Source organism: Domibacillus enclensis (assembly GCF_900156125.1).
Lineage (GTDB): Bacteria > Bacillota > Bacilli > Bacillales > Domibacillaceae > Domibacillus > Domibacillus enclensis.
Genome location: NZ_FTLX01000008.1, coordinates 41,941 through 54,632, shown reverse-complemented (window position 1 = coordinate 54,632; position 12,692 = coordinate 41,941). Strand labels below are relative to the sequence as shown.

Below are 12,692 nucleotides of genomic sequence, written 5' to 3'. Positions count from 1 at the left end.
GCAAAGGAGGGACTAGTCATGGTGAAATACACATTAAAAAGATTATTTTATATGGTGCTGACATTGTTCATTATCGCAACCATTACCTTCTTCTTAATGAAACTCCTCCCTGGCTCGCCACTTACGAATCAAGAACGATTATCTCCGGAACAGCAGGAACTCATTTTGGACAAATACGGACTCAATGATCCTCTTCCCATTCAATATGTAAACTATATGACAAATCTGGTGCAAGGAGATCTCGGCCTGTCCTTTCAATACGATAACCGGCCGGTTGCCCAAATGATTGCGGAACGAATTGGTCCGTCAGCAGAGCTTGGCTTTCAAGCGATTGTCTTCGGAACGATTGTTGGCATACTTCTAGGGGTGATTGCAGCGTTAAAGCACAACACCATCTGGGATTACACGGCGACAACAATAGCGGTACTTGGTATTTCCATTCCGTCCTTTGTTTTTGCAGGCCTGCTTCAATATTACTTCGGTGTTGAGTGGCAATGGTTCCCGGTTGCTTCGTGGGAAGGGTTTGAATACACCATTTTGCCAACGCTGTCTTTATCTGTTTTTGTTATTGCGACCGTTGCCAGATACATGCGCTCTGAGCTTCTTGAAGTGCTGAATTCAGACTATATTATGCTGGCGCGGGCAAAAGGCGTGAGTGCACCGGTTATTATGGTAAAGCATGCGCTGCGGAATGCGCTTATTCCCATTATTACCTTGCTTGGTCCGCTTGCGGTTAATATCATGACCGGTTCGCTCGTGATTGAACGGATTTTCGCGATACCGGGTATCGGAGAACAGTTTGTCCGTTCGATTAATACAAATGACTATACCGTTATTATGGGGATTACGTTGTTTTACAGCGTTTTGTTTATTGCTGTTGTGTTTATTGTTGATATTTTATACGGCATTATTGATCCGCGTATTCGTGTAAGTGGAGGTGACCGGAAATGAGCCAAAAGCTTGATCCAAAATTATTTGACAGACAAGGATCGCGTACACATGAAGCCGAGCAAATGGGCCGTCCGAGCTTGAATTTCTGGCATGATGCCTGGATTCGCCTTAGAAGCAATAAAGGCGCCATTGCGGGACTGATCCTGATCGTGATCATTATGTTTATGGCGATTTTCGGACCGTCTATGAGTGACTACACGTACAAGGAGCAAAACATTGCTCATGCGAAGCTTCCGCCAAAAATTGCCGCCCTTGAAGATATTCACTGGCTGCCATTTGACGGCCGGGACAAAGACGGTTTCGATTTGTACGAATCAAAAGGGGTCGAACAATATTACTGGTTCGGGACCGATGACCTCGGCCGTGATTTATGGACACGCGCCTGGTACGGTACGCGTATTTCCATTTATATCGGTGTCCTCGCTGCTGCGATTGATTTTATCATCGGCATTGCCTACGGCGGCATTTCCGGATTTTACGGCGGCCGCGTTGATAACGTCATGCAGCGGATTATTGAGATCCTGATGGGGATTCCCCACTTGATCGTTGTGATCTTGTTTATTCTCGTGTTTGAACCGGGCATTTTCTCGATTACGATGGCCATGGTGATCACCGGCTGGGTGAGTATGGCCCGGATTGTCCGCGGCCAGTTTCTCAAGCTGAAAAATCAAGAGTTTGTTCTGGCATCTAGAACGCTTGGCGCCTCTGGCAGCCGGCTGATTTGGAAGCATTTAATGCCAAACGTGATGGGGCCGATTATCGTGACCACCATGTTTACGATTCCGAGTGCGATTTTCACCGAAGCGTTCCTGAGCTTTATCGGTCTTGGCATCGCGCCGCCGGAAGCCTCACTCGGTTCACTCGTTAACGACGGGTTTAAATCGATGCAGCTGTATCCGCATATGCTGCTCATTCCATCTGTTATTATCAGCTTGCTGATTTTAAGCTTTAACCTGCTGGCGGACGGACTTCGTGACGCGTTAGATCCACAAATGAAAAAGTAACAAGAAAGGAGGACAATGTAATGGAAAAAGTATTGGATGTAAAAGATTTACACGTATCCTTTGATTTGCACGCCGGGGAAGTGCGTGCGGTAAGAGGTGTAGACTTCCATTTGGAAAAAGGAGAGACACTGGCCATTGTCGGTGAATCCGGCTCAGGCAAATCCGTGACAACAAAAGCGCTTATGCGGTTAATTCCAAATCCGCCAGGCCGAATTAAGCAGGGGCAGATTTTGTTTGATGGACGTGATCTAGCCCGTTTGCCGGAAAAAGAAATGGAGAAAATTCGCGGGAAAGAAATGTCAATGATTTTTCAAGATCCGATGACATCCCTGAATCCGACGATGAAAATTGGCAAACAAATTATGGAGCCGCTCATTAAGCATCAAAAGCTCAGCAAGCAGGAAGCACATAAGCGGGCAGCTGAACTGCTGGTGCTCGTCGGCCTGCAAAACCCGGAGATGCGCATGAAGCAGTTCCCGCACCAGTTTTCCGGCGGCCAGCGCCAGCGGATCGTCATAGCGATCGCGCTTGCCTGCAACCCGAAAGTGTTGATCGCGGATGAACCAACAACCGCTCTTGACGTGACGATTCAAGCGCAGATTTTAGAATTAATGAAGGAATTGCAAAAAAAGATCGATACAGCGATTATTTTCATTACGCATGATCTTGGTGTTGTCGCAAACGTGGCAGACCGTGTGGCGGTCATGTACGGCGGGCAGATTGTGGAAACGGGCACGGTGGATGAAATTTTTTATGACCCGAGACATCCGTACACATGGGGGCTGTTATCCTCTATGCCAAGCCTTGATACCGATAACGAAACGGAACTTCGCGCGATTCCGGGCACACCGCCCGATTTGATTAATCCGCCAAAGGGTGATGCCTTTGCGCTCCGCAGTGAGTATGCGCTGGCAATTGATTTTGAACAGGAGCCGCCCCTTTACCAGGTATCAGATACACATTATGTGAAGTCGTGGCTGCTGCATGAGCAGGCACCGGCTGTTGAGCCTCCTCTGATGGTAAAAGAACTGCGCCGCGAGATGCCTGGCAATTACGCCAAGCCCGTTTTGGCCGGGGAGGGAATATAATGGAGAAGCTGCTCGAAATAAAAGGATTAAAGCAGTATTTTAATGAAGGAAAGCCGAATATGGTGAAAGCGGTCGACGATATTTCCTTTGATATTTACAAAGGAGAAACACTCGGCCTTGTCGGGGAATCCGGCTGCGGCAAGTCAACAACAGGCCGGACGATGATTCGCTTGTATGATGCAACAGATGGACAGGTCTTGTTTAACGGGGAAGACGTTCACGGGAAAAAATCAAGAAAAGAACTGATGCAATTTAACCGGAAAATGCAGATGATTTTTCAGGATCCGTATGCCTCCTTGAATCCGCGCTTAAAGGTCGCTGATATTATTGCAGAAGGCATTGATATTCACGGTCTGGCGAAATCAAAGGAAGACCGGATGAACAAAGTGTACGAGCTGCTGCAAACAGTCGGGTTAAACCGGGAGCACGCGAACCGGTACCCGCATGAATTTTCAGGCGGACAGCGCCAGCGTCTCGGCATCGCCCGGGCACTCGCAGTAGAACCCGATTTTATTATTGCAGATGAGCCGATCTCTGCGCTTGACGTGTCAATTCAAGCTCAGGTCGTCAATCTGATGAAAAAGCTGCAAAAGGAAAAAGGCCTTACCTATTTGTTTATCGCGCATGACTTATCCATGGTGAAATACATTTCAGACCGGATTGGCGTGATGTATTTCGGCAAGCTGGTGGAGCTAGCTCCAAGCGATGTACTGTACAAAAACCCGCTTCATCCGTACACTAAATCGCTGCTGTCAGCCATTCCGCTGCCGGACCCGGACTATGAACGGAGCCGCACGCGCAAAGTGTATTCGCCGGACGTGCATCAGTATACAGTAGATGATCATGTTCAAATGCGTGAAGTGGCACCTGGCCATTTCGTCTACTGCTCTGAAAAAGAGTTTGCTGAATATAAGAAAACCGACGAAACGACCCTTTAACGCGGGTCATTTCCTCTGTTGAAAAAAGGTTTTATCAATGAACAGCCGGTGACCTTCGCTTTTTCAACACCAATGTGCTTGCGCCAACACAGTCTGGGTGGCTTCTGCAGGACTGCGCGTTCCTGGGGGCGGGCGGTGAGCTAACTTTTGCCGCTGCCGCGTCAAAAGTGGATCTCACCTGACCCGCTGATCCCCAAGGAGTGTCCGTCCTGCGTCAGCCGCCCTTAGTGGGGAGGAAAAGCAGATTGTAATATCAAAAAAGGAATCGCTTTTATCAAAAAAGACAAAGAAAAGCCCTCTCTGTTTTCAAGATGTAGAAAAGGAAGAGGTCGTTCTTGATTAATAGGCGTCTTCAAATTGAAAAAAGCTCTTGAAGGAACAGTTGTCTTTTATACTCTCTGTACCTTCAGAACCACTACGGGCGGAGGGTTGCCGGTGAAGACTCCCACTGGACGAGCGGACAGGGTGAAACAGCCATAGTTTTTGGGCTGGTTCAGCGTTCGCCCAGTAGGAAAGCGGAACCGGTAGCCCGTAGCCCCTGAATGTTCTTTTCTAGAAAGATGATAGTCTTTATTTTGCTAAGGAAACACCTGTATTCCCTTGACACGTTTGATTTTCAACACTACGAAACGACTCGTTAAAGCGGGTCGTTTTTCTTATGTGGATTTGTTTAAAGTGGTGAAATATGTTTATAATATAATGAAGGAAAAAATCAGAAATGAGGGAGCAATGCGATGAATTGGTATGAAAAATTAAATCAATATTTTCCGATTGAGGAAATGAAATCAAAGGAACAGATGGACGTTTTGCTGGCGGAGCGCGGCGACGTATACCATAAAGATGAAGGGCCAAATCACGTACTTATTTACGTGGAGTTTGACGGGTTTGTTTTTGTCGACTATCTGTTTGTGTCTAAAGATGCCCGCGGGCAAGGTCTTGGCAGAAAGTTAATTGATAAGTTAAAGTCGAAAAACAAACCGGTCATTCTTGAAGTTGAACCGGTTCAGTATGATGATACGGATACCGAAAAGCGGCTCCGGTTTTATGCGCGTGAAAATTTCAAGCATGCAACCAAAATCGGCTACCGGCGCCGTTCGCTTGCAACCGGCCAGGAAACTGTCATGGAGATTTTATATTGGAGTCCCAATGACGCAGATGAAGAAACGATTTTTCATGCGATGGTGCAGACGTACCGGGACATTCACAAATATAAAGATAAAGAAATTTACGGGGCTGCCTTTGCGCCGATCGATGAGACGCTGTCATTTGAAGAAAATCGAAGCGACAACATACTAAAACCGTTTGATCCGCTTGAAAAAGTGTAAAAAAAAGCAGCTTTGACGTTTAGTTGACACATTCCCCGGGTACAATGTATTTGTAAAGAAAATATTTCAGAATACAAATGAAAATGATATTCAATGGGCTGTCATTTCATGGTATAATACATATGTAGCCGGTTGTTGAGGAGTTTCACTTACACTTGAAATCTCCATGAACGTTCAATTCCTCAAATTGACAGGTATTATACATTTTAATTAAGGAGTGTGAATGAGGAATGGTTACACTATACACGTCACCAAGCTGCACATCATGCCGGAAAGCAAAAGCGTGGTTAGAAGAGCACGAAATTCCTTACGTGGAACGCAATATTTTCTCTGAGCCATTAAGCATTGATGAAATCAAAGAGATTTTGCGTATGACGGAGGATGGAACGGATGAAATCATTTCAACTCGTTCGAAAATTTTCCAAAAATTGAATGTTGATCTTGAAACACTTCCGCTTCAAGATTTGTTTGAATTGATTCGTCAAAACCCTGGTTTGCTTCGCCGTCCGATCATCATGGATGAGAAGCGCCTGCAAGTTGGATATAATGAAGATGAGATCCGCCGCTTCTTGCCACGAAAAGTTCGTACGTTCCAGCTTCTTGAAGCGCAGCGTATGGTCAACTAATGGACAAAAAAAGTTCCTGCTGTTACAGCGGGAATTTTTTTGCTTTTTTTAAGCTCCTCCGGCTTGAAGAATGCGGGGATTTCAGTTAGAATGTGCAAACACAGAAGTCTTTCTGTTTTCATTTACACCATGTTTATCATACAATAGAACAAAGGGATGGGGATCATGTTTTTCCGCAGCCCTGTGAACCCTCTAAATGGAAGGGAGAGACCGCACAATGGAAATTGAACGCATTAATGACAATACGGTGAAGTTTTTCATATCATATATTGATATAGAAGAACGGGGCTTTGACCGCGAAGAAATCTGGTACAACCGGGAACGCAGCGAAGAACTGTTCTGGGATATGATGGAAGAAGTCCATGACGAAGAAGATTTCACAGTGGATGGCCCGCTTTGGATTCAAGTGCATGCGCTTGATAAAGGGCTTGAAATTTTAGTAACACAAGCGAATTTAACGAAAGATGGACAGCGATTGGAGCTGCCATTTACGAGTGATAAAATGGATGTCAACGGACAGATTGAAGATTTGCTTGAAGAACATTTTGACCGTTCGGAAGAAGATCACACACCGCTTGATTTCGTTCTTGCCTTCCGCGATTTTGAAGACGTTATCGCGCTGGCCAATCGCGGCGGTCTCGATCACTTGACAACGTCATTATACGCGCACGAAAATCGTTATTACTTATTTGTTGAGTTTGACGAAGAGCGCTTTCAGGAAGAAGATATTGATGATGCACTCAGCATGCTGCTTGAATATACGCATGAATCAAAAATGACGATTCATACGCTTCAGGAATACGGCACAACCGTCATGCCGGACAATGTGTTTGAAACGGTTCGCCAATATTTTTCATAATTCTTTTCCTCTTGAGCAATCGAGAGGATCTTTTTTTGTTCAAATGGAGGAACTTTCTTCGTGCTGTCGAATGATACACTAAGAAAGGGAGTGATATTGGTATGCTGTCAGCAGTAGACGCACATGGCGAAGCCGTTGTGCTGGCTGGACCCCAAGCAAAAGCACTGGCCACCCGCTTAAAAGAAATTCCACATTTTTGCCCTCAATGCGAAAGCCCGGTTATCGTAAAAGCGGGAGAAATCAATATTCCGCATTTTGCCCACGTTTCCTCCACTTCTTGTGACTCGTTCTCAGAACCTGAATCCCCTCGTCACCTCGCCGGGAAAAGCGATTTATTTCAATGGATTACGAAAACCGCTGAAGCGCAAATGGAAGCGCGTCTGCCGGATCAATCGCAGCGCCCTGATATTTTAACCGGCCGCATCGCCGTAGAATATCAATGTTCCTCCATTCCAGCCTCTCTTTTTAAAGAGCGGACGGATAAGTATACGGCCAAAAACTTAACGCCTTTTTGGATATATGGAGGCAAGGCGGTTGAGCGAAAAGGGACGTACATCAAGCTGTCGCCCTTTCAGCGTTTGTTTTTACGCTATAACGCTCAACTGGGGTTTTATTTCATTTCTTATTGTCCGGACCGAAAGATGTTTACGATTTTTGAACACATTATGCCTCTTACGCCCTCACTTTGTACCGCATCGTGCCGCTTTGCAAAAGTGGAGGACATGACCTTTCCGCCTTCAATCCCGTTTAAAGCGGCAGCCCCATTTCCTTTGCAGGCGTTTTTTGACGAAAAAAGAAGGTGGATCGATCAATCGCTTTATTTTCAGCAGGGACGAAGCCACCCGTTTTTCAAAGCTGTATATGCCTCCAGGCGCAATCCGTATTTATTGCCGGAATTTGTTGGATTGCCTGTGCCGAGTGGCATGTCCATCAGGAGCCATCCGATTGAATGGCAGTTTTACCTTTTAGCAGAGCAGCATAAGCGGCCAGTGGAAGACATTATCCGCTCTCGCATTAAAGCAGGGCATTTAAAGGAACAGCCGTTGCCGCTTGCGCCAGACGTCACACCTGAAGCAGCTGCCGCTGAATACATGGCGCTGATCAATGAATTAGGCATTTCGAACGCGACCGCTGACAGCTCGACGATGTTTCACAAGCTGCAGAAGGAAGAGCAGTTTGTAAAAGTATTTGGAGAAAAGCTGACCAGCAGGCTAATGTTTTGAGGTGCACTCGAAAGGAATATATAATGAGGAAGGAGAATGGTTATACATAAAGGGAGGTTTTTTTATGGCTGATAGTGGAGTAAAGCAGCTGCCGGCTCGTTCTGAGGTACCGGAAGAGCTGAAATGGCGGCTAGAAGATATTTTTTCGACGGATGAAGAGTGGGAAACGGAATTTCAATCGATTCAGGAACTGGCTGGAGAAGCTGCTTCTTACAACGGAACACTTGGCAATAGTGCAGAGCAGATGCATGCCTTTTTCTCCTGGCAGGACGTGCTGCTTGAGCGGATGGGCAGATTGTATACGTACGCGCACATGCGGTACGATGAAGATACACAAAATGCGCACTACCAGGGCATGAACGACCGGGCTAAAATGCTGTATACGCAAATTGCTGGTGCGCTTTCCTTTGCGGATCCGGAAATTTTATCGATCGAGGAAGAAAAGGTCAACGGCTTTGTTGCTTCTTTTGAGCCGCTTCAACTATACAAAAAAGTGCTGGACGATTTAAATAAACAGCGGCCGCATATTTTGTCAGCCGCAGAAGAAAATTTACTGGCGCAGGCATCAGACGTGCTCGGTTCATCCAGTACAACATTTGGCATGCTGAATAATGCCGATTTGGAGTTCCCGGTCATTAAAGATGAAAACGGGGAAAATGTGCAGATTACGCACGGCAACTATGTGCGTTTTCTGGAATCCTCTGACCGCCGTGTAAGAGAAGAAGCGTTTAAAGCGGTTTATGCCACATACGGATCGTTTAAAAACACATTTGCGTCGACATTGTCCGGTCAAATTAAAAAAGACAATTTCTCGGCAAAGGTCCGCCATTATAACAGTGCCCGTGAAGCGGCGCTTTCCCGCAATCATATTCCGGAAGCGGTGTATGACAATCTTGTTGGAACCATCAACAAAAACCTTCCGCTTCTGCACCGGTACGTTGCCTTGCGCAAAAAGGTGCTCGGGCTTGATGAGCTGCATATGTATGATTTGTATACGCCGCTCGTGGCAGAAGGCAAGTTCGATGTTACGTATGAGGAAGCAAAAGACCTGCTTCAAAAAGGGCTGCAGCCGCTTGGAAACGAGTACAACGACATTTTAACAAAAGGACTGGAAAGCCGCTGGGTGGATGTCGTTGAAAACAAAGGAAAGCGGAGCGGAGCGTATTCATCGGGTGCATACGGGACCAATCCGTATGTATTAATGAACTGGCAGGATAACGTCAACAACTTGTTTACGCTGGCTCACGAATTTGGCCACAGCATTCACAGCTACTACACGCGTGAAAATCAGCCTTATATTTACGGAGACTACTCTATTTTCGTGGCTGAAGTAGCCTCGACATGCAATGAATCGATTTTAAACGATTACCTGCTGAAAACAACGGACGACGAAAAAAAACGCATATACTTACTGAATCATTTTCTGGAAACATTCCGTGGAACGGTTTTCCGTCAGACGATGTTTGCAGAGTTCGAACATCTTGTACATGAAAAAGCGCAAAATGGGGAAGCGTTAACAGCGGATGGACTAAGTGCCGCTTATTATGAGCTGAACAAAAAGTATTTCGGCGATGAGATGGTCATTGATGAAGAAATTGCGTTGGAGTGGGCGCGTATCCCGCATTTTTACTACAACTACTATGTGTATCAATACGCAACCGGCTTAAGTGCTGCGATTGCGTTGTCGTCGCAAATTTTGGAGGACGGCGAGCCGGCAGCGAACCGCTACATTCATGAGTTTTTAAAAGCCGGCAGCTCGGCTGATCCGATTGAGGTGCTGAAGCGCGCGGGTGTAGATATGACAGAAGCGGATGCCATCGAAGCGGCGTGCCGTGTGTTCGAAGAATCGCTTGAAGAAATGGAAAATTTATTGGGTTAATTTGTCAGTTAACGCTATCAAATCCATTTTTTTGACAATGTTGTGAACGGGATAGGCATCTCTTGCAAAAAACGTGCCATGCATGGTACGATGAGGTCGTGAAGTTGATCACAAACAAACATATACCCCTTTGTTTGACCGTGAAAAATTTCTCCCATCCCCTTTGTTCGTAAGAAAAAGCTCCGCCTCGGCGGGGCTTTTTCTGTTTTCTCTATAAAAAAACGCCAGTATCGATACTGGCGTTTTTTTATTGCATATATTCCCAAAAGGTGCCGTGCTTTGTATTGATCTTGCGGACCTTTCGCTGCAGCAGAAGCTTTTTCATTTCGCATTCTGTTTGCGCGTCTGTCCAGTCGTAAACACCGCTTATTTCGTTTGTGGCAGCGATGCGGAAGTACTGCATGAATTCTCCAAGAGAAGGCGGCTCGAGCGGCTCTGGTATTTCCTCGAGCATTTCCTGCAGAATCTGCACGTAAATATCATAGGAATACAATCCGGATATTTTAATGCCTTCCTCTTCAATTCGTTCATTAAAAAAGACAATGGTCGGCGTTTGCTCTACATCCATTTCACAGGTGATCGCTAAATCACATTGAAAGGCTTTTGTCGCGCCCGCTGAATACAGATCATTTAAAAATTCACTCGTGTCGAGACCCGCTTCTTCGGCGCAGCGATTTAATATAGCAGCATCCGCCACATTTTCCTTGTCCAGAAAAAGCTGCTCCTGAAATTTCCGCAAAAATTTGCTTCCCGCTCGTTTCCCCTGCAATTCGGCTGCTTTGATCGCAATAGAGGCAAGAAAGGGAGATGATGCAGAATCATCAACCCAAACCGATTCCTCGCAGACCAGACCGTTTCTCTCTACCGCAAGCGGCCGCCGTACAGCATTTAAAGAGGTAAGCTTACCAGTCAGCACTTGCTTTAATTTAAAATAATGTCCGTATTCAATCTGCAGCTTCCGGACAATCGGATCGAGTGACCAGCATTCTGAACAAAGCGGATCAACAAATACATACAATTCAAGCGGCTTTTGCCGCGCGGAACAAATCCGTTCAGAGAGTTGCATTGAATTCACAGAACATCACCCTCATCATCCGGCCGGTTCACCATATGATAGGCCGTTTGTTTAAGTCGCTCAAAAAAGAAAGCACGCAATTCGCCGGTTAGCTGCACATCTTCCATTGCGGATTCCATACACGCAAGCCAGGCAGCTGCGCGCGCTGGCGTGATCGGAAAAGGCATATGTCGTGCCCGGAGCATCGGGTGCCCGTGTTCATTTGTATATAGGGAAGGACCACCTAAAAATTGAGTTAAAAACTGCTTTTGCTTTCGGGCCGTTTCAGTTAAATCATCGGGAAAAATCGGCGCAAGATCCGGATGCTGCGAAACGCGGCTGTAAAAAACGTCAACCAGTTCTGAAAGCTGTTTCTCGCCAATGATGTCGAATGGAACATTGGATTGCTCGGCCATAAACGTGACTCCTTTTTCCTCGTAATGTATATTTATTTTAACAAGGCTTCTGTCATAAAACAAATGATAGGATTGAAGGCTCACGAAATCTCTTTTCAGGGTGAAGAAAAAAGCCGGCTCTACGCATTGTAGTAGCCGGTTACTTTTTTCACATAGTTTTGTGTTTCATTGAATGGCGGGATGCCGTCGTATTTCTTTACATTTCCGGGTCCTGCATTATATGCCGCAAGTGCCAGCGAAATGTCACCGCCAAACATATCAAGCATTTGCCGTAAATATTTAGTGCCGCCGAACACGTTTTGCTCGGGATCGGTAGAGTTATGGACGCCGAGATAGCTCGCTGTGCCAGGCATCAGCTGCATCAAGCCGGTTGCTCCGGCGTGGCTGACCGCATTCGGGTTGAAGTTGGACTCCTGCTTGATCACCGACTGAATCAGCTTTTTAGGAACATTGAACTGCTCAGCTGCGCGGGTAATAATATCATCAAAATCAGTCACAGGGGCGTTCACAAGATCCGCGCCTGCTTTTGTATAAAGAGCCGGCTTAGCGGGTGCGGCATCGGACTGGACGATTTGCAGACCCTGCGCCAGCGCCTGCTGTAAAATCGAACCAAACACGGCGTTGGTGCCCATCCCGGAAGACAAAGGGGATGAGGGGGTTCCAGTGGCGGCTTTGGCAGCAGTTGTGTTGATCATCGTGTTGAAGAACGTTGTATCCACGTTAGTTTCCTCCATCTTGGTGTAATGCTTCATAAAAGCGGCGAATTTTATTTTGAGCCGGTATATAGTCAATGTCATACTGCGTTAAAAGCGCATGGAAGACGGCTTCACCTGAAGCGTCCTTTGCTTCATACTCCATCTCATAATCCTCACGGCCAAGGTAGGTGCTATAGTCAAAAACAAGCAGACCGCCTTCATAGCTCATTTCCGCACGGGTAGTCGAGAGTGTGCCGAAATGAACAAAGTTCGCAGCGCCGGAACGTTCAGCTGCCCGCTCGATCACATCATTGTCCGGCAAAAGACCTTTGAGTGCGTCCTCCGTTTCCTGTTTGGAAAGCGGGACTGTTGACTCCAGCAATCCGGTGTCGGCTGGTTCTTTTAACGTCATTTCCATTTTGCTGTTTTTTTCACGAATTCGAAGAGCAGCACCCGCCTGCTTCAGCAAAAAATCAGGTGTGTCAAAGTAGTGGTTATGCTGCTGCTGAAAAGGTCCTGGCTTCAGTGCAGCAACAAGAGTCTCAAATTGGGTTTTGGTGACGACGCATTTAAATTCGATTTCAATTTCTTCGTTCAATTTATCGGCCTCTTTTTCCCATTATTTATCTTCTTC

The 12,692-nt window shown here is 46.3% G+C and carries 13 protein-coding genes; 9 read left to right on the top strand and 4 right to left on the bottom strand.

The features are described 5' to 3' along the window. Nucleotides 1-18 precede the first annotated feature (18 nt). The 9 genes from opp3b to pepF all read left to right on the top strand — a co-directional run bounded on the left by opp3b (nucleotide 19) and on the right by pepF (nucleotide 9,893). Nucleotides 19-951: an oligopeptide ABC transporter permease gene (opp3b, locus tag BW952_RS15405; protein WP_045850629.1), complete on the top strand. Its 933-nt coding sequence runs from the start codon at nucleotides 19-21 to the stop codon at nucleotides 949-951. Next, on the top strand, nucleotides 948-1,955 hold the full coding sequence (gene opp3C, locus BW952_RS15400) for an oligopeptide ABC transporter permease (RefSeq protein ID WP_045850630.1): 1,008 nt from the start codon (nucleotides 948-950) through the stop codon (nucleotides 1,953-1,955). Before opp3b ends, opp3C begins: the two co-directional genes overlap by 4 nt. 20 nt (nucleotides 1,956-1,975) lie before the next feature. Continuing rightward, nucleotides 1,976-3,043, top strand: a complete 1,068-nt coding sequence (locus tag BW952_RS15395) for an ABC transporter ATP-binding protein (RefSeq protein ID WP_045850631.1) — start codon at nucleotides 1,976-1,978, stop codon at nucleotides 3,041-3,043. Then, nucleotides 3,040-3,981 (top strand): ABC transporter ATP-binding protein, encoded by a 942-nt coding sequence (locus BW952_RS15390; protein ID WP_045850632.1) that lies wholly within the window; start codon nucleotides 3,040-3,042, stop codon nucleotides 3,979-3,981. The genes BW952_RS15395 and BW952_RS15390 overlap by 4 nt, the downstream gene beginning before the upstream one ends. A 734-nt stretch (nucleotides 3,982-4,715) precedes the next feature. Next, nucleotides 4,716-5,306, top strand: coding sequence for a GNAT family N-acetyltransferase (locus BW952_RS15385; RefSeq protein WP_045850633.1), 591 nt, complete (start codon nucleotides 4,716-4,718; stop codon nucleotides 5,304-5,306). A gap of 230 nt (nucleotides 5,307-5,536) precedes the next feature. Then, entirely contained in the window at nucleotides 5,537-5,932 is a 396-nt protein-coding gene (gene spxA / locus BW952_RS15380) for a transcriptional regulator SpxA (protein ID WP_045850634.1), read from the top strand. A gap of 217 nt (nucleotides 5,933-6,149) precedes the next feature. Further along, a complete protein-coding gene (gene mecA / locus BW952_RS15375) occupies nucleotides 6,150-6,791 on the top strand; it encodes an adaptor protein MecA (protein ID WP_045850635.1) in 642 nt (213 codons plus the stop codon). A gap of 101 nt (nucleotides 6,792-6,892) precedes the next feature. Beyond that, nucleotides 6,893-8,014 carry a competence protein CoiA gene (locus BW952_RS15370; RefSeq protein ID WP_052698424.1) on the top strand — a complete coding sequence of 374 codons (1,122 nt, stop codon included), beginning with the start codon at nucleotides 6,893-6,895 and terminating at the stop codon, nucleotides 8,012-8,014. A 64-nt stretch (nucleotides 8,015-8,078) separates the two neighbouring features. After that, nucleotides 8,079-9,893: an oligoendopeptidase F gene (gene pepF / locus BW952_RS15365; RefSeq protein WP_045850636.1), complete on the top strand. Its 1,815-nt coding sequence runs from the start codon at nucleotides 8,079-8,081 to the stop codon at nucleotides 9,891-9,893. A 247-nt stretch (nucleotides 9,894-10,140) separates the two neighbouring features. Here pepF and BW952_RS15360 read toward each other — a convergent pair whose 3' ends face one another. The 4 genes from BW952_RS15360 to BW952_RS15345 all read right to left on the bottom strand — a co-directional run bounded on the left by BW952_RS15360 (nucleotide 10,141) and on the right by BW952_RS15345 (nucleotide 12,656). Then, entirely contained in the window at nucleotides 10,141-10,959 is an 819-nt protein-coding gene (locus tag BW952_RS15360; protein WP_045850686.1) for a ClpXP adapter SpxH family protein, read from the bottom strand. Nucleotides 10,960-10,964: 5 nt separating this feature from the next. Beyond that, nucleotides 10,965-11,363: a globin domain-containing protein gene (locus BW952_RS15355; protein WP_045850637.1), complete on the bottom strand. Its 399-nt coding sequence runs from the start codon at nucleotides 11,361-11,363 to the stop codon at nucleotides 10,965-10,967. A 119-nt stretch (nucleotides 11,364-11,482) separates the two neighbouring features. Next, complete coding sequence (locus BW952_RS15350) at nucleotides 11,483-12,082, bottom strand: lytic transglycosylase domain-containing protein (RefSeq protein WP_045850638.1); 600 nt, start codon at nucleotides 12,080-12,082, stop codon at nucleotides 11,483-11,485. A 1-nt stretch (nucleotide 12,083) separates the two neighbouring features. After that, the gene (locus BW952_RS15345; protein WP_045850639.1) at nucleotides 12,084-12,656 is read right to left on the bottom strand and encodes a CYTH domain-containing protein; all 573 of its coding nucleotides are present in this window, start codon (nucleotides 12,654-12,656) and stop codon (nucleotides 12,084-12,086) included. Nucleotides 12,657-12,692 lie beyond the last annotated feature (36 nt).

Coding starts and splice junctions, on each gene's coding strand:
- opp3b (WP_045850629.1), top strand. CDS start 19: ATGGTGAAATACACATTAAAAAGATTATTTTATATGGTGCTGACATTG.
- opp3C (WP_045850630.1), top strand. CDS start 948: ATGAGCCAAAAGCTTGATCCAAAATTATTTGACAGACAAGGATCGCGT.
- BW952_RS15395 (WP_045850631.1), top strand. CDS start 1,976: ATGGAAAAAGTATTGGATGTAAAAGATTTACACGTATCCTTTGATTTG.
- BW952_RS15385 (WP_045850633.1), top strand. CDS start 4,716: ATGAATTGGTATGAAAAATTAAATCAATATTTTCCGATTGAGGAAATG.
- spxA (WP_045850634.1), top strand. CDS start 5,537: ATGGTTACACTATACACGTCACCAAGCTGCACATCATGCCGGAAAGCA.
- mecA (WP_045850635.1), top strand. CDS start 6,150: ATGGAAATTGAACGCATTAATGACAATACGGTGAAGTTTTTCATATCA.
- BW952_RS15370 (WP_052698424.1), top strand. CDS start 6,893: ATGCTGTCAGCAGTAGACGCACATGGCGAAGCCGTTGTGCTGGCTGGA.
- pepF (WP_045850636.1), top strand. CDS start 8,079: ATGGCTGATAGTGGAGTAAAGCAGCTGCCGGCTCGTTCTGAGGTACCG.
- BW952_RS15360 (WP_045850686.1), bottom strand. CDS start 10,959: ATGCAACTCTCTGAACGGATTTGTTCCGCGCGGCAAAAGCCGCTTGAA.
- BW952_RS15355 (WP_045850637.1), bottom strand. CDS start 11,363: ATGGCCGAGCAATCCAATGTTCCATTCGACATCATTGGCGAGAAACAG.